Raw genomic sequence first — 16005 nt, forward strand, 5'->3', positions numbered from 1 at the left:
TGCCATGCGGGCCGATCAGCCCGACCTACTGTCATTCATCCGGGGTCCGCAGGATGTCCAAGCTCTGTCTGATGACCAATTGCCGTTGTTGGCTGCGCAGATACGCCGGCGCATGATTGACACGGTTACGAGCACCGGGGGTCACCTCGGCGCGGGGCTAGGTACTGTCGAACTAACCATCGCGCTGCACCGCGTGTTTTGCTCCCCGCGCGACATTGTTGTGTTCGATACCGGACATCAAACGTACCCGCACAAACTACTGACCGGCCGCATCAATCAGTTCGACACCCTGCGCCAACCCGCCGGGTTGTCGGGATATCCAAGTCGCAGCGAATCAGACCATGACTGGGTCGAAAACTCACATGCATCAGTAAGTTTGGCATGGGTCGACGGTATCGCCAGAGCACTGAGCCTGCAGGGTCGGCATGATCGCCATGTCGTAGCTGTCATTGGCGATGGGGCCCTTACCGGCGGAGTCGCGTGGGAGGGTCTGAACAATCTGGGCGGCACCGACCGCCCGGCGATCATTGTGCTCAACGACAACGGACGGTCCTATGATCCCACGATCGGCGCTGTCGCCGCGCACCTCGAGGAACTCCGCCGCGGTGCTAGCACAGTTCCAAATCTGTTCGAAGTCTTAGGGTTTTCGTATATCGGCCCGGTAGACGGTCACCACATCGAATCGATTTGCGTGGCGCTACGGCAAGCGGCCGCACTGAACCAGCCGGTCGTCGTCCACGCGGTCACCGCCAAAGGGCGCGGGTATCCACCGGCCGAAGCGGATGAAGACGACCGCATGCATGCCTGCGGTGTAGTCGATGTAGCGACCGGCCGGCCCACCAAGAAGAGCCCACCGACCTGGACTGACATATTCGAGCAAGAGCTCGTGCGCATCGCGGACGAACGGCCAGAGGTCGTCGGAATGACAGCCGCCATGCGCCTGCCCGCCGGCCTTGGAGCGCTATCACGCAAGTACCCCGAGCGAGTATTCGACTCGGGCATTGCCGAACAACACCTACTGGCCTGTGCCGCAGGCCTGGCAAGTGCGGGGGCACATCCTGTGGTGACGCTCTATTCGACCTTCCTGAATCGAGCCTTCGACCAGTTGATGTTCGATGTCGGACTGCATCGCCTGCCCGTCACGCTAGTCCTTGACAGAGCCGGTATTACCGGCCCGGACGGAGCAAGCCATCACGGAATGTGGGATTTGGCGCTGCTGGCCACGGTGCCTGGAATGCGCGTCGCCTGCCCACGTGACGAGCTGAGACTGCGCCAACAGCTCTCCGCAGCAGTTGGACTGACGTCACCAAATGCTGTGCGCTATCCGAAAGGATTACCCGACAAGGATATTCCAGCAATCGACCACATCGCTGGGGTCGATGTCCTTTACCTCAGCGGGACATCCCGTCGTGACGTGCTGCTGATCGCGGTAGGTGCGATGGCGCGACCATGCCTCGACGCCGCGCAGTGCCTCAGTGCGGCGGGCGCCGGTGTGACCGTCGTCGACCCAGGTTGGGTCTGGCCACCCAACCCCGTCCTGATCGAGTTGGCCAGCCAGCATCGGATCACCGTCACAGTCGAGGATGGAGTCGCCGAAGCGGGGATCGGCACCCGAATGCGCCACCAAATCAAGCAGCTGAGTCCCCAAGCACATATCTACAGCCTGGGCTTGCCGACGGACTACATCGCACACGCCGCCCGCAACCAGATCCTCGACGAGTTCGGCATGTCCGGAACCGTAATCGGTGCAAAGTGCCGGTCATTGCTCGAAGCGGCCAGCACAGTTCCGACGGTCGATCGGTGCGCCTATCAGCGTGATCTAGTCATGGGCGTCCCACCGGAGACACGATGACTGTCGCGCTCGGTATCCCCGCACCGCCAGTTCCGACGTTGGCCCCGCGACGTCCGACCCGCCAACTGATGGTCGGCAACCAGGGCATCGGAAGCGATTATCCCGTTGCGGTGCAATCGATGACGACGACAAAGACCCATTGTGTGAACTCGACCCTGCAACAGATCGCCGAGCTGACAGCAGCGGGCTGCGACATCGTGCGAGTGGCGTGCCCACGTCAAGAGGACGCCGACGCGCTACCTCAGATCGCCAAGCGAAGTCCTATCCCGGTAATCGCGGATATCCATTTCCAACCCAAGTACATCTTCGCCGCGATTGCCGCTGGGTGTGCCGCTGTCCGGGTAAACCCAGGCAACATAAAAGAATTCGACGGCCGGGTGGGAGAGGTGGCCAAGGCTGCGGGTGACGCCGGCATCCCGATCCGCATCGGAGTCAATGCCGGCTCATTGGACCGGCGGTTCATCCAGAGGTACGGCAAGGCCACCCCAGAGGCGCTAGTGGACAGCGCACTCTGGGAGGCATCCCTGTTTGAAGAACACGGTTTTGGAGATATCAAGATCAGCGTGAAACACCATGATCCAGTCATCATGGTGGCCGCGTACCAGCTACTGGCCGCACAGTGTGACTATCCGCTTCACCTCGGTGTCACCGAAGCCGGTCCCGCATTCCAGGGCACCATCAAGTCAGCAGTCGCTTTCGGCGCCTTGCTATCCGGGGGCATCGGCGACACCATCCGGGTGTCGCTGTCGGCGCCGCCAGTCGAAGAGGTCAAGGTTGGCAATCAAATCCTCGAATCACTCAACTTGCGGCCGCGATCGCTGGAGATCGTGTCGTGTCCGGCCTGTGGACGTGCGCAGGTCGACGTGTACAGATTGGCCAATGAAGTCAGCGCTGGCCTTGACGGGCTTGGGATTCCGCTGCGGGTTGCAGTGATGGGTTGCGTAGTTAACGGTCCTGGCGAGGCACGTGAGGCGGACCTGGGTGTGGCCTCCGGAAACGGCAAAGGACAGATCTTTGTCAAGGGTGAGGTGATTAAAACCGTACCCGAGTCACAGATTGTGGAGACGTTGATTGCGGAGGCTTTGCGAATCGCAGAAGAGCAGGGATATGTCATTCCGTCGGCGGACGTCAGTGTGCAGGGTGTCCCGATCCCCGCTGCGGTAATCAGGGACGAAGCCGTTTGACGTTCGAATAGTTCTCGGATTACTGGTTTTCGGGTTTGAGGGAGGTGTGAATGGACAGCAACGAACGCTACGTTTCTCGGCTGGCGCCGTTGACCCTGAGAGTGAAGGGCATGGCCAGCCCACAGCCCGTGTACCACCAGAAGGCCAAGGATGTGCGGGCCGAACGGGCCGAGGCGGGGGTGGTGACGTTGTACCGGCGCGACGACGTGGTCCGGATCAACCGTCATCCGGCCGTGCTGGGCGCGGGGGGTCGTGGCGGGAACTTCGGCAATGATAATCCCTTAATTCCGTTGGAGATCGACGGCGAGGACCATAAGAAGTGGCGGCAGCTGCTGGACCCGCTCTTTGCGCCCAAGCCGATGGCACGGTTGGAAGGCTTGGTTCGCAAGCGCGCTGCAGAACTGGTAGACGGCTTTGCCGACGCGGGTACCGCCGAGTTGTACGAGGACTACTGCGTGCCACTGCCATGTTTGACGTTTCTGGAATTCGTCGGCGCCCCGGCCGAGGACATTGAATTCTTCGTACATTTCAAAGATGGCGTGTTGCATCCGCAAGGGAACACTCGCGACGAGATTCGGGCCAGCCAGGCCGCCTCGGGAGCCACGCTAGTCGACTACTTCAGCAAGTTCTTTACCCAACGGCGAGCCGAAGGTGTTCGGGGTGACGATGTCCTTGCGGTGTTGCTGCGCTCGCAGATCGACGGTCGACCGCTTACCGATGCCGAACTACTGAACATCATCTACCTGCTGATGTTTGCCGGCCTGGACACCGTTACCGCGTCCATGTCGTGTCTACTAGCGTGGCTGGGCCAACACCCGCACGAGTGCCGCCGGTTGGCCGAAGACCCCGCCCGAATCCCGGCTGCGGTCGAAGAACTAATGCGCCACCAATCACCGGCACCTAGCAGCATCCGTTACGCCACAGCGGATATCGACCTCGGCGACGGCCTAACGATCCAAGCCGGAGAAGCGATCCACGTCAGCTGGGCCGCCGCCAACGTCGACCCGACCGCGTATCCCGATCCCTTGCGGGTGGACTTCGAACGCGGGCGATTCCACCACCTCGCCTTTGGCAGCGGGGTCCACCGCTGCCTTGGTTCGCATCTGGCTCGGCTCGAATTGCGAGTCGCGCTCGAGGAGCTCTTGGCTCGCATCCCCGATTACGCAGTGGATACGGATGCGCTGGTCTACGACAACGTGTCTGTGCGCACCGTGCAACAACTGCACATCGCCTTCGACACCAACGCCGGGATCGCCGCATCCGGAGCCGGGGCTGCGTCGAACAAGACGGGGCTTGCCGCCAGCCACTGCCGAAGTCCAACAGATTCAGTCCATAGTCGTCATAGGTAGACCCATGGCCGGCAACAAAATTAAGCAAGGAAATGGCAATCAATGGGGGGCAGACGCGTCGTTAGGAGCCGCGATGCTTGGCCGGGACCTATTACCCCAGGGGCGACTTCGTCGCACTATGCCGCTGGCCGGATTCACCGCGCGCGCAGCTAGCGGGCGCCTGGTTGCCGGATTGCGGGAGAAGGCTGGCAAGGCGGGCGCGGTTGCCCAGTTTCACGAGCAGACCGCGATTTCCTACGCGGAGCTGCTGGGTCACTCCAAGGGCGTGCTGATGAAGGCCGGGCAGATCTTCTCCATGGTCGACGCCGGCTCGGTTGGCAATGGGCAGCTGCTGCCCTACCAGAAGGCACTGACTCGGCTACAGGCCGACGCACCACCCATGGACGCGAGGCTGGCCAGGGAGGTGCTGCTCGACGATCTCGGCCGTCCAGTGGAGTCGGCCTTCGCCGAGTTCGACGACGAGCCCATGGCCGCAGCTTCGATCGGCCAGGTCCACCGTGCGGTGCTACTTGACGGCCGGCAGGTTGTGGTCAAAATTCAATATCCCGGCGTCGCTTCTGCGATCCGCGAGGATTTGGCCAACACCGAATTGTTGACTACGTTTTTTCGAGTCCTGACCTCGGCGTCGGGCATCGGTATGTATCGCGATCTGCGCGAGTGGACCCAGGAGATCACCGCACGTATCGGCGAGGAAACCGACTATCGACGCGAAGCCGCCAACATCACCGCGTTCAACCGGCTCTACCGCGATCATCCCTTCATCCGGATACCCGAGGTGATCGACAAGCTATCCGGTGAGCGGGTGCTGACGATGACGCATCTGGAGGGCCTGGACTGGGCTGCCGCCCAGGCCGCCGACCAGGATCTCAAGAACACCTGGGCAGAGGTCATTCTGCGCTTCGTGATGAGCTCCTACCGGCACGCGAATCTGTTCCACGCCGATCCGCATCCCGGCAACTATCGCTTCGGCCTCGACGGTACGGTGGGATTTGTTGACTTCGGCTGCGTCAAGATGTTGGACGAACGGCTGCGCCGAAACGGCGTTGCATTGCTGCGCGCAGGGATAGAGGGACGCAAGCGCGAGCTGCGTGACCAGATGGTGAAAATTGGTTTCTTTGCCCATGATTCGACGATCACCAGCGAAGAGGCCTACGAGTGGTACGCCGACATCATCTACGAGGTGATTGCACCACAACCGGTGACATACACGCCAGAGACCACAAGTCGGGCCATCCGTGCTCTGATAGATGTCCGTTCGAAAGAGCACGTTCTCCGTCGTATGTCAGTTCCAGGGGACTTGTTGTTCACGACACGGATCAACCTGAGTGTCAACGCGATATGCGCAGCACTGCAGGCCACAGTCGACGCCAAGTCAATGGTCGACGAGATGGATGGCGTGCGCGCGCCGCTCACCCCCATGGGTCAACAGCACGACATCTGGGTGCGCCAGCGCGGTCTGCCCTACGGATTGGATCCTCGATGAGTACAGCTCACATTCACGAAGCACCGCCTGTGGTGTGGGACCCGCAGAATCCGCACGCATATTGGGATCAACGCCGCCAGGAGGGCGATATTGTTTGGGACGACACCATGCAAGCCTGGCTGGTCCTGGGCTATCAGGCTGCTCGCGACATCCTCTCGGGACCCGGATGGAGCAGCAATCTGCTCTCCAAACCCGAAATATACGAATCGATTTCACCCACATTCGATCCCGAGATGTTCAACCGGTTCATCCTGTTCGCCGACGGGGTAAACCACATCCGCCTGCGCAAAGCGGTACGCGACGTGTTCACTCGGTCCTTCATCGCGGGAATGCGTACCGGAGTGCAAGCCATCGGCTCCGCGCTCATCGGTCATCCTGAACCTCACACGGTGTTCGACTTTATGACCGAAATCGCGTTGCCTATGCCGGTCGCCATCATCGGGGAATGGTTGCGTTTGGACACCAACGCCTCGCGGTTCCTCAATGACCAAGCCCCGACCATCATTCGGATGCTGCAATCCCTTGCTGATCCCGAGGAGGTTGCCAGGGGCACCGCCGCCTTCTCGTCCATCTTCATGGACTTCCTTCCGTTGGCCGCCGATCGGCGGACCCACCCGGGCGATGACCTGCTCAGCCTTATCGCGTCCGACCCCGACCTTGAGCTCGATGACGTCGTGATCACCGCAATCCTCATTGCCGTCGCAAGCCGCGAAACCACCGCGAATCTGCTTGGCGCCGCGATCGTTCGGCTGCTCACACCCGAACCCGACGGCGCCCGCATCATCGATGATGTCGACCCAGCCGATCCGTCCCTGGTCACCGAACTCTTCCGGCTTGATGCATCGGTGCAGACCGCGGCGCGCACGGCCACCCAAGACCACGCCATCTGCGGTGTAGACATCGCGCAGGGCCAGCAAGTTGTTGTGGTAATTCCAGCAGTCAACCGCGACCCAGCTGTATTCGATGAACCGAGCCGATTCCGGTGGAACCGTTCCGGGCCCGCACCACTGACATTTAGCCATGGTGCCCATTACTGCCTTGGTGCCGCCCTGGCTCGACTAGAGATCACCGTCGCCCTAGAGGAAATTTCCGCCCGCAAACCATCGTTGGCCGGGCCCCCGATTTGGGGTGATACCCAGGCGATCCGTGGGCCGCAAAGCGTCCCGATGATCTTCGACCGCTAGCATCTAAGCGTCAGCCCGTCGAGCTCGGTTGCGTGGCTTGTGATCTCAGCACCTTGCGGGCAACTTCCCGCGCACTGAAGGCCGCGGGATACCCGACATAGCCGGCGGTGTGATACACCACCTCTTCGAGCTCTTCAATGGTAATGCCGTTGCGCAGGGCTATCGGAAAATGAGATTCGAGTTCGCTGGCGCGCAACGCAATGAGCGCACCCAGCGTGACAAGGCTGCGTGAGCGGCGGTCGAGCCCCGGGCGGGCCCAGAGCGCGGCATAGACGTGGTCGACTACCAGTTCCGGTAGCTCCTCCGCGAATTGGCCGTCGCGTATGGAGGCTTCGCCGTCGGGCAGCAGTCCGGGTAGCATGTCTCGAAATATTTCGAGACCCTCGGATCGGACCTCGTTCATAATGTGCCTCTCTTTGCTGGCGGCGACGGTACGCCGCGGCGACGATGTCCGATATCCCGAACGTCTTGGAACACTGTCATTCCCCGTCTTGGCATCCCTATCGACAGTTGGGCTGCCGAGTTCGCATCGGTCGTCGCACCTGAACACAATCCACCCGTGTTCGAAGACGGGCCTGTCACATTGCGGTGAATCCGGCGTCCACTGGCAACGCAACGCCGGTGACATACCGTGCTTTGTCGCTGGCTAGCCATACCACCGCATTGGTCACATCCTCGGGTTGGATGAGTGGAACGGGTAGCAAATTGGTTGCAACCTTTGCCGCTGTCGGGGTCCCCCGGAAGAACTGGGCGGCGTGGTCGTTGATGACCATGGGGGTGGCCACGCCGGTGGGATGCACGGTGTTGACCCGGATGTTGTGCTGCGCGTGGGCATTCGCAGCGGATCTCATCAGCCCCACGATGCCATGCTTGGATGCTGCATAGGCGAAGGCCGCCGCGGAGCCGTCACCGCCGCGACCCACCAGTCCCTGGGTCGAGCTGATCAGTATGATCGAGCCGCCTTGGCCTTTGCGAATCATCGAGGGCACGGTCGCAGCGATGGTGTTCCATGCGCCGAACAGGTTGATTTCGACGATGTCGCGGTACAGCTGGTGGTCTTGTGGGTCAGTTTTCCCGGGGGCCACCACACCAGCGTTGGCGACCACAACGCCGATGTCACCGAGTTCGGCGATGCTCGACTGCACACAGGCCTGCAGGTCGGCGAACTGGCGCACATCGGCGACATGAGCGGCGACCCGGCGCCCGGTGTCACGGACGAGTTGTGCGGTCTCCTCAAGATCGTCCTTGGTTCCCAACGGATACGGAATCGATTCGACGTCTGCGGCGATATCGATGGCGATGATGTCAGCGCCCTCGTTCGCCAGCGCTACAGCATGGCTTCGGCCCTGCCCACGAGCGGCGCCGGTAATCAACGCTACTTTGTTTGTCATCCCGACATCGCCCTCCTCACCCGAATCGGCATGATCCAAGGATCATGTCCTGCAGCCCGATTCGGTTGATCGGTCAAATGACTCAATTGTGCGGGGTGCAGTAGCGAGAGCCCTCAAATCAATGGCGTTGAAGTGTTAGCGTCGGCGCTCATGAGCTCATCGGTTGCTGACCTGTCAGAAGAACTTGGACAAGCCTTCCGCGCCGCGACGATGGATGACCCCTACCCGATGCTCGCGGAACGCCGACGCGAGACGCCGGTGATGAAGGGCGACATCATGGTGGAACTTGGCCTGCCGTCGTTTATCGGTGAGCGCGCAAACGAGACGTACACATTCTTCCGCTACGACGACATCATGGCCATCCTGCGCGACAACGAGACCTTCTCGAGTAGCGTCTGGGAAGTTTCGCAAGGCCCGCTGATCGGCCGATCGATCCTTGCGTTGGACGGCTCCGAGCACCGTCAGTGGCGCGGTTACCTTGCCTCGGTCTTCAGTGGAAAACTGCTGAATACCTGGGACGACAACAGCTTCCGTCCGCTGGCCGCAAAGTATGTCACCGACGTAGCTCCCGCACGGCGAGCCGACCTCATTGAACTGGCTCTCGAATACCCGTTGCGAGCAACGTATGAAATGCTGGGCCTGCCAGACCATAAAGGCGCTTACGAAGAATTCCAGATTGATGCCCTCACCATCCTGCTGGCTACGTGGTCCACCCCGGGGCAAATGCAAGCAGAGCAATTTCAACTCAGGTTTGAAAAGGCAATCGAGGCCTCAACTCGGGAATGGGCGCGGCTGCTGCCGGTCGTTCAGCGCACACGAGCGGCTGGCGCGGCGGGAAATGACCTCATTAGTTCCCTGATCCGGGCCGAGTATGAAGGTGGTGTGCTCGACGACGAGCAAATCACCTCGTTTCTACGCGCTCTTCTGCTGGCGGCAACCGACAACACCACCCGCCAGTTCCTGAACACGCTAACGCTACTGCTGGAACACCCGGACGAACTGGAACGTGTTCGCCAGGATCGAAATCGCCTGCAGTTAGCGCTCGTCGAGGGCGAACGTCTTCAACCCCCCGCACTGTTCCTACCTCGGATCACCACCCGCGATGTCGTGGTCCGAGGCACCAAGCTCGCTGCCGGAACACCGGTGATCTTGGCCATCGGGTCGGCCAACCGGGACCCGGAAGCCTATCCGCCCGATCCCGACGAGTTCAGAGTCGGCCGCGAGGGACCGCACCATGCGACTTTTGGATTCGGCGCCCACATCTGCTCTGGCATCAACACCACCCGCCGCGAGATCGCCACACTGATCAACGCGATACTAGACAACCTGCCTAATCTGCGCTGCGATCCCGACGCACCGCCGCCGTTGATCACTGGCATTCACTTCCGCGGACCCTCCACCCTCCGTGTCGTCTGGGACTAGGGATGCCAACACATTTCGTCCGTTTCGGCTGGCGGCGCCGCTCTTCGCTAGATCAATAGGCTAACGAACCACTAACCAGCACAAGCGTTGACGCCCGCAGCCGCGGTGTACACCGGGACGAAACAGGCGCACAGGCGCGCACGAAAGAAAGTGACACACCGTGACACAGACACCAGAACTTGACGGGAAGGTCGCGATTGTCAGCGGTGCGTGCGGCGGTATCGGACTCGAGACGTCGCGGGTGTTGGCGCGCGCGGGCGCGCATGTTGTGTTGGCGGACCTGCCCGACACGGATCTCGCCGGCGCGGCTGCCGCGATCGGCGCGCGGGCCGTCCACCACCCCGTCGACCTCGCCGACGAAGCGTCCGTGCGAACACTGATCGACTTCACCGTCGACAGATTCGGCCACCTCGACATCGTGGACAACAACGCCGCGCACACCGACCCTACCGACACGCTGGTCGCCGAGATGACAGTCGACGCGTGGGACGCGATCTTCGCGGTCAACGCCCGGGGGACCATGCTCATGTGTAAGCATGCGATTCCCCATCTCGTCAGCGCCGGCGGCGGCGCGATCGTCAACATCTCGTCACAAACCGCCCACGCCGCCTCCGACATGTCGACCGCGTACGCCTGCACGAAAGCCTCCGTCGAAACGCTCACTCGTTACGTGGCAACGCAATACGGACGGTACGGCGTGCGCTGCAATGCGATCGCCCCGGGCCTGGTCCGCACCCCACGGCTCAAGGTGGGGCTACCAGCACCGGTCGTAGAGATGTTCGCCGCCCACCACCTTGCCGGCCGCATCGGCGAGCCGCGTGACATCGCTGAGCTCGTCTGCTTCCTCGCCTCGGACCGAGCCGCCTTCATCACCGGACAGGTAATCGCCGCTGACAGTGGTCTCCTCGCGCATCTGCCGACCTTGGTGGAAGTTCGGGCGTCAGAACTGCAGAGCCAATCTTCGTGAGGAGAGCTCACTTCAATGTCGACCTGCTCAACTGACCGCACCGTACCGAATGTGGCGCTCAACCTCGCCGGCGGACGGCGCGCCGAGGGAAGCGGCGGCGTGCACGAGCACGTGAACCCGGCAACCGGGCTGGTGGACGCAACAATCCCGCTGGCGGGCCCAGCAGAGGTAGATGAATCGGTGCGCGCGGCGTATGAGGCGTTCGACGATTGGCGACGGACGAAGCCCGCCGAGCGCCGCACCATCCTCAATAGGTTTGCAGATCTGATCGACGCGCACGCAACGGAATTCGCGCGGCGCGGAGTGCTCGACAACGGGACCCCAATCACCACCACCGCCGGCTCGCCAGTGATTGCGGCGGAATGGACGCGGTATTACGCGGGCTGGGCAGACAAGATCGAGGGAGACACGACAGCGTCATTCACTGCCGACGGCGAACTTGGTCTGACGTTGAGGCAGCCATTCGGCGTGATTGGCGTCATCATTACGTGGAACGGCCCGCTAGTCTCGTTGGCGATGAAGGTTCCTGCCGCGCTCGCTGCCGGAAATGCGGTGGTGGTCAAGCCGTCTGAGTTGACGCCATTCTCCGGCGATCTCTACGCGGAGTGCGCACAGCGTGCCGGCCTACCCGACGGCGTGCTGTCGGTTTTGCCGGGCGACGCTGCTGCCGGGGCCGCCCTCGTTGGCCATCCGCTGGTGGAGAAGGTGAGTTTCACCGGAGGGGCTACGACCGCGCGACGGATTCTCACCGAGTGCGCGCAGACGATGAAACCTGCAGTGCTGGAACTGGGCGGCAAGTCGGCGAACATTGTGTTCGCGGACGCAGATCTGGATTCGGTGTGCCTTCATGGCACGTTTATGTCGATCGGCCTAATGAGCGGCCAGGGGTGCGCATTCCCGACCCGCATGATCGTCGAGGAGCCGATCTATGACGAGGTCTGCAAGCGCGTCGTTGACATTGCCGAAAACCTTGTCGTTGGAGATCCATTCAACCCACAGGTGGCCTCTGGTCCACTGATCTCCGAGGCGGCATTGCAGCGGGTGCTCGGCATGGTCGAGCGGGCGCAAGTAGCTGGCGCACGACTGCTCACCGGCGGTTACCGGCTCGGCGGTGAGCTAGCCGACGGTTTCTACCTCGCGCCAACTGTTTTCGCCGACGTCGATCCCGAATCCGAACTCGCCCAGGAGGAGGTCTTCGGACCGGTGCTGGCGATCATGCGGTTCCGCGACGAGGACGAGGCGGTGCGGATCGCCAACAACACCAGGTATGGGCTGTCCGGCTATATCCAGACCCGCGACGTGAACCGCGCACTGCGAGTGGCCGAGGAAATGAGGACCGGCGAGGTGTTGATCAACGGCGGGTCCAACGTTGCGGTGTGGCGGCCGTTCGGTGGGATCGGCATGAGCGGACAGGGAAAAGAGGGCGGCCGCGCCGGCATCGAGGAGTTCCTGCGACTCAAAGGTGTCGGCGTCGGAGCGACCGCCGCACTCCCGTTCGGCTGAACATCCTCACCAGACCCAGCGACATCGCTACGCAAGCTCAAGGAGGACGCAATGGGTGGATTGGAAGGGCGCGTCGCCTTCATTTCGGGCGTTGCCCGCGGACAGGGGCGAGCGCACGCGGTCCGTCTCGCCCGAGATGGTGCCGACATCATCGGGTTTGACATCTGCGAGGACATCCCGACGATGGACTACCCCAACGCCACCGAGCAGGACCTGGCGGCGACCGTCAAGATGGTCGAGGCGGAGGGCCGCCGCATGATCGGCCGGAAGGCCGATGTGCGCGACTACCAACAGGTCGCCCACGCGTTTCAGGAAGGATTTGCCGACTTCGGCAGGGTCGACATCATCATCGCCAACGCCGGGATCGTCCGCTACGACCCGGAGGAGGATTTCGTCGCGGAGTGGAAGGACGTCATCGACGTCAACCTCACCGGCCCCTTCCAGACGGTTCGGGCGGCGTTGCCCGCGATGATCGAAGGCGGCCGCGGGGGTTCCATCGTGCTCACCAGCTCCTCCGGCGGGCTGAAGGGCAGCGCGACACACGACGCGGCCATGCAAGCTTATGTCGCGTCCAAGCGCGGACTCGTCGGCTATATGCATACGCTGGCCAATGATCTTGCATCACAATGGATTCGGGTGAACACCATCCACCCGACAGGTGTGCTCAGCGGCATGACTGACAACGAAGCACTCCCCCGTGCGGCGGCCCGCAATCCCGAGGGCATCGCCGCGATGCAGAACGCGTTGCCCATCGACATCCTGCAGCCCGAAGACATCGCGAACGCGGTGGCCTTCCTAGTTTCCGACCAAGCGCGGTTCATCACCGGGGTACAGTGGCCCCTCGACGCCGGTTTCTCGATCCGATAGGGAACATCAATATGCGGGATGTGCTGAGCCGACCCTAGTTCGAGCCCTATTCCGCCTTGCCGCGCAACACCCGGCAGCAATCTCCGACGACGCCCACGCCAGACCTTGACTGGCAAATGAAGCCATCTGGGTTAGGTTTTTTGTGGGCGGCAATCCAATCGGCTGGATTAGCAGATGCCGCTAGAGAAAGGACGTCTGATGCTCAAAGGATTCAAAGAGTTTCTCTCGCGGGGCAATATCATCGACCTGTCGGTCGCGGTCGTCATCGGTACCGCGTTCACGGCGTTGGTCAAGAGCTTCACCGACAGCGTCATCAACCCGCTCGTCAGCTCGATCGGCTTCAACCAAGAGTCAAAGCACGGCATCCTGAACCTGCACATACCGGGCACCGACCAGTACGTCGACTTCAATACGGTACTTTCGGCCGCGATCAACTTCCTCCTGGTCGCCGCGGTGGTGTACTTCCTGATCGTCTTGCCATACAGCAAACTGCGCAAGCAGGGTGAGGTCGAACAAGCCGACGACGCACAGGTCGTGCTGCTCGAAGAGATCCGCGACCTGCTCGCGCAGACCAACGGCGCGGCGTCCTCGGGTCGGCACGGCGGCGCACCGGCGCCCGGAAATGTGCCGCTGTCGCCGCCGCCGAACTACGGGCCGCGCTCCGAGCGCTGAGCGAGACCCGGCGTCAGATCTCGAGGCTGGACAGCTCGCCGATGATGTGCGCGGCCAGCGGGTTCAGTGTCGCCATCCCGTCCCGTACCGCGTAGCGAGAACCGGCCAGATTCACCACCAGCGTGCTGCCGGAGACGCCCGCCAGCCCGCGGGACAGTCCCGCATCGGTGATGCCCGCGGACAGTCCGGAGGCCCGGATGGCCTCGGCGATCCCCAGGATCTCCCGGTCGAGGATGTCGCGGGTGGCTTCCGGAGTGACGTCACGCGGCGTGACGCCGGTTCCGCCGACCGAGACAACCAGATCGACCCCGCCGATCACGGCGGTGTTCAACGCGTTGCGGATCTCGACCTCGTCGGCCTCCACCGCCACGACCCCGTCAACGACAAACCCCGCCTCGGTGAGCAACTCAGTGACCAGCGGGCCGCTGTGGTCCTCATCGCCGTGCGCGGTGCGGTCGTCCACGACGACCACAAGTGCCCGGCCAACGACCAACTCCGCGCCCTGTTCCATGGGTGCAACCGTATATCCGAGGTCGGACAGCTGAGCGTCGGCCTTCATCACTGATCCGCCTTTCCGAGCGTGACCTGCACCGTCCGACTACCACCCGCGGGATCCTCGAATGTCAACGACACCTTGTCCCCTGGAGCTTTGGAGCGCACCGCGGCCACCAGCGCATCGGCACTGTTGATCGTGCGGTCGTCGACCTTGGTGACGATGACGCCCTTGGGCACCCCGGCGTTGGCAGCCGCACCGCCGGCAACGACCTCCATCACCTTGGCGCCGGGGGCGCCCTTGTCGGTGGTCACCTGCACGCCCAGCGAGGCGTGCGACGCCTTGCCGGTGCTGATCAACTCGTCGGCGATCCGTTTGGCCTGGTCAACGGGGATCGCGAAACCCAGCCCGATCGAGCCGCTCTGCGCGTCGCCGGAGTCGGCGCCGAGCGTGGCGATCGCCGAATTGACGCCGACGAGTTGAGAGTTCATGTTGACCAACGCACCACCGGAGTTACCCGGGTTGATGGCGGCGTCAGTCTGAATCGCGTCCAGCACCGTGTTCTGGTTGCCGGCTTCACCGGTTGTCGACACCGGTCGGTTGAGGGCACTGACGATGCCGGTGGTGACCGTACCCGCCAGTCCCAGCGGGGAGCCGATAGCCAGCACCGGCTGCCCCACCCGCAGGCCCGCCGACGAACCCATCTGGATCGGCGTGAGCCCTGATGCGCCCTGCGCCCGCACGACGGCGATATCGCTGGTCGGATCGGCCCCGACCACCGTGAACGAGGACGTGTGTCCGTCGGAGAACGTCACCGTGGTCTTCGGCGGCGGGCTTCCGGCCGGCGGCTTGGCGGCAGCCGCGACAACATGGTTGTTGGTCAGGATCAGCCCGTCGGCCGACAGGATGACGCCGGATCCCTCTTCGGATTGGCGCCCCAGATCGGTCTCAAGCATCACGACACTCGGTACCACCTTGGCGGCAACCTGCTCGACGGAGCCGGGCGGCATATTCGCGGCCGGGACGCTGGGCGCCGACCCCGACGCCACCGTAGCGCCCTGGGTACCGCTGGATTGGTGCCCCAGTTCGACCACGGTCGCCGCCGCGCCACCAATGCCCGCCGAGACCACCGCGATGGCCAGGGCGCCCAGGATCAGCCCGCCCGAGCGACGTCGCCGCCGCGGCGGCCCCATCGGTGGGAGCATGCCCGGAATCGGGCCCGACATGGCCGCACCCGGCAGGTGTCCGTGCATGGTCGCCCCCGGAATCGGACCGATTCCGGTGCCACCATGCAGGGGACGCCCGCCGGGGATCGGGCCGGGGCCCGTGCCACCCGGAATCGGGCCCGGGCCGGTGCCGCCGGATACCGGGCGCGATCCAGTGCCGCTGAGCGGATCGAAGGACCGGTACTCCGCCTGGGGGGGTGATTGGTACCGCCAGTCGAACTGCTGGTTGTAACTTTGCTGCCCCTGGGCATAGGCGGGCGGCACCGGCTGGTTAGGCGTGGCACCGAAACCCGGCTGTTGCGGCGGTGGCGAATACCTCGGGTGATTCGTCATGACGCTAAGACGCTCTTCCTCTACTACTACGTGGGGCTTGCTTACGGCCTAGAACATGCGTGGCTTGCATGGCTCAGGT

General features: G+C 62.9%; 14 protein-coding genes. 10 read left to right on the forward strand and 4 right to left on the reverse strand.

The window, feature by feature from the left end; translation table 11 throughout:
• The first annotated feature begins 4 nt into the window (after positions 1-4).
• From H0P51_RS23195 to H0P51_RS23215, 5 genes are all read left to right on the forward strand, one after another.
• Positions 5-1852, forward strand: a complete 1848-nt coding sequence (locus H0P51_RS23195) for a 1-deoxy-D-xylulose-5-phosphate synthase (RefSeq protein ID WP_425489090.1) — start codon at positions 5-7, stop codon at positions 1850-1852.
• Positions 1849-3036: a flavodoxin-dependent (E)-4-hydroxy-3-methylbut-2-enyl-diphosphate synthase gene (ispG, locus tag H0P51_RS23200; protein WP_246398167.1), complete on the forward strand. Its 1188-nt coding sequence runs from the start codon at positions 1849-1851 to the stop codon at positions 3034-3036. Before H0P51_RS23195 ends, ispG begins: the two co-directional genes overlap by 4 nt.
• A 50-nt stretch (positions 3037-3086) precedes the next feature.
• A complete protein-coding gene (locus H0P51_RS23205; protein WP_180915177.1) occupies positions 3087-4385 on the forward strand; it encodes a cytochrome P450 in 1299 nt (432 codons plus the stop codon).
• 73 nt (positions 4386-4458) lie between these two features.
• Positions 4459-5868 (forward strand): ABC1 kinase family protein, encoded by a 1410-nt coding sequence (locus H0P51_RS23210; RefSeq protein WP_180915178.1) that lies wholly within the window; start codon positions 4459-4461, stop codon positions 5866-5868.
• Positions 5865-7052: a cytochrome P450 gene (locus H0P51_RS23215; protein ID WP_180915179.1), complete on the forward strand. Its 1188-nt coding sequence runs from the start codon at positions 5865-5867 to the stop codon at positions 7050-7052. The genes H0P51_RS23210 and H0P51_RS23215 overlap by 4 nt, the downstream gene beginning before the upstream one ends.
• 10 nt (positions 7053-7062) lie before the next feature.
• Here H0P51_RS23215 and H0P51_RS23220 read toward each other — a convergent pair whose 3' ends face one another.
• Together H0P51_RS23220 and H0P51_RS23225 are read right to left on the reverse strand one after the other, a co-directional pair.
• Complete coding sequence (locus H0P51_RS23220; protein WP_246398169.1) at positions 7063-7413, reverse strand: carboxymuconolactone decarboxylase family protein; 351 nt, start codon at positions 7411-7413, stop codon at positions 7063-7065.
• A 217-nt stretch (positions 7414-7630) separates the two neighbouring features.
• The gene (locus H0P51_RS23225) at positions 7631-8443 is read right to left on the reverse strand and encodes a mycofactocin-coupled SDR family oxidoreductase (protein WP_180915181.1); all 813 of its coding nucleotides are present in this window, start codon (positions 8441-8443) and stop codon (positions 7631-7633) included.
• A 261-nt stretch (positions 8444-8704) separates the two neighbouring features.
• Here H0P51_RS23225 and H0P51_RS23230 point away from each other — a divergent pair, with 261 nt between their 5' ends.
• The 5 genes from H0P51_RS23230 (at position 8705) to mscL (ending at position 13874) form a co-directional block, all read left to right on the forward strand.
• Complete coding sequence (locus H0P51_RS23230) at positions 8705-9865, forward strand: cytochrome P450 (protein ID WP_246398171.1); 1161 nt, start codon at positions 8705-8707, stop codon at positions 9863-9865.
• A 160-nt stretch (positions 9866-10025) separates the two neighbouring features.
• Positions 10026-10832 carry an SDR family NAD(P)-dependent oxidoreductase gene (locus H0P51_RS23235; protein ID WP_180915183.1) on the forward strand — a complete coding sequence of 269 codons (807 nt, stop codon included), beginning with the start codon at positions 10026-10028 and terminating at the stop codon, positions 10830-10832.
• 15 nt (positions 10833-10847) lie between these two features.
• On the forward strand, positions 10848-12335 hold the full coding sequence (locus H0P51_RS23240) for an aldehyde dehydrogenase family protein (protein WP_180915184.1): 1488 nt from the start codon (positions 10848-10850) through the stop codon (positions 12333-12335).
• 51 nt (positions 12336-12386) lie between these two features.
• On the forward strand, positions 12387-13202 hold the full coding sequence (locus tag H0P51_RS23245; RefSeq protein WP_180915185.1) for a mycofactocin-coupled SDR family oxidoreductase: 816 nt from the start codon (positions 12387-12389) through the stop codon (positions 13200-13202).
• Between the two features lie 198 nt (positions 13203-13400).
• Positions 13401-13874, forward strand: a complete 474-nt coding sequence (gene mscL / locus H0P51_RS23250; RefSeq protein ID WP_180919183.1) for a large-conductance mechanosensitive channel protein MscL — start codon at positions 13401-13403, stop codon at positions 13872-13874.
• 13 nt (positions 13875-13887) lie between these two features.
• Here mscL and H0P51_RS23255 read toward each other — a convergent pair whose 3' ends face one another.
• A complete protein-coding gene (locus H0P51_RS23255) occupies positions 13888-14433 on the reverse strand; it encodes a MogA/MoaB family molybdenum cofactor biosynthesis protein (RefSeq protein ID WP_180915186.1) in 546 nt (181 codons plus the stop codon).
• Positions 14433-15926: a S1C family serine protease gene (locus H0P51_RS23260; protein WP_180915187.1), complete on the reverse strand. Its 1494-nt coding sequence runs from the start codon at positions 15924-15926 to the stop codon at positions 14433-14435. The genes H0P51_RS23255 and H0P51_RS23260 overlap by 1 nt, the downstream gene beginning before the upstream one ends.
• Positions 15927-16005 lie beyond the last annotated feature (79 nt).

Source organism: Mycobacterium vicinigordonae (genome assembly GCF_013466425.1).
GTDB lineage: Bacteria > Actinomycetota > Actinomycetes > Mycobacteriales > Mycobacteriaceae > Mycobacterium > Mycobacterium vicinigordonae.

Bases quoted from the DNA above. Each gene is read 5' to 3' on its own strand.
- H0P51_RS23195 (WP_425489090.1), top strand. From the start codon at position 5: ATGCGGGCCGATCAGCCCGACCTACTGTCATTCATCCGGGGTCCGCAG.
- ispG (WP_246398167.1), top strand. From the start codon at position 1,849: ATGACTGTCGCGCTCGGTATCCCCGCACCGCCAGTTCCGACGTTGGCC.
- H0P51_RS23205 (WP_180915177.1), top strand. From the start codon at position 3,087: ATGGACAGCAACGAACGCTACGTTTCTCGGCTGGCGCCGTTGACCCTG.
- H0P51_RS23210 (WP_180915178.1), top strand. From the start codon at position 4,459: ATGCTTGGCCGGGACCTATTACCCCAGGGGCGACTTCGTCGCACTATG.
- H0P51_RS23215 (WP_180915179.1), top strand. From the start codon at position 5,865: ATGAGTACAGCTCACATTCACGAAGCACCGCCTGTGGTGTGGGACCCG.
- H0P51_RS23220 (WP_246398169.1), bottom strand. From the start codon at position 7,413: ATGCTACCCGGACTGCTGCCCGACGGCGAAGCCTCCATACGCGACGGC.
- H0P51_RS23225 (WP_180915181.1), bottom strand. From the start codon at position 8,443: ATGACAAACAAAGTAGCGTTGATTACCGGCGCCGCTCGTGGGCAGGGC.
- H0P51_RS23230 (WP_246398171.1), top strand. From the start codon at position 8,705: ATGAAGGGCGACATCATGGTGGAACTTGGCCTGCCGTCGTTTATCGGT.
- H0P51_RS23240 (WP_180915184.1), top strand. From the start codon at position 10,848: ATGTCGACCTGCTCAACTGACCGCACCGTACCGAATGTGGCGCTCAAC.
- H0P51_RS23245 (WP_180915185.1), top strand. From the start codon at position 12,387: ATGGGTGGATTGGAAGGGCGCGTCGCCTTCATTTCGGGCGTTGCCCGC.
- mscL (WP_180919183.1), top strand. From the start codon at position 13,401: ATGCTCAAAGGATTCAAAGAGTTTCTCTCGCGGGGCAATATCATCGAC.
- H0P51_RS23255 (WP_180915186.1), bottom strand. From the start codon at position 14,433: ATGAAGGCCGACGCTCAGCTGTCCGACCTCGGATATACGGTTGCACCC.
- H0P51_RS23260 (WP_180915187.1), bottom strand. From the start codon at position 15,926: ATGACGAATCACCCGAGGTATTCGCCACCGCCGCAACAGCCGGGTTTC.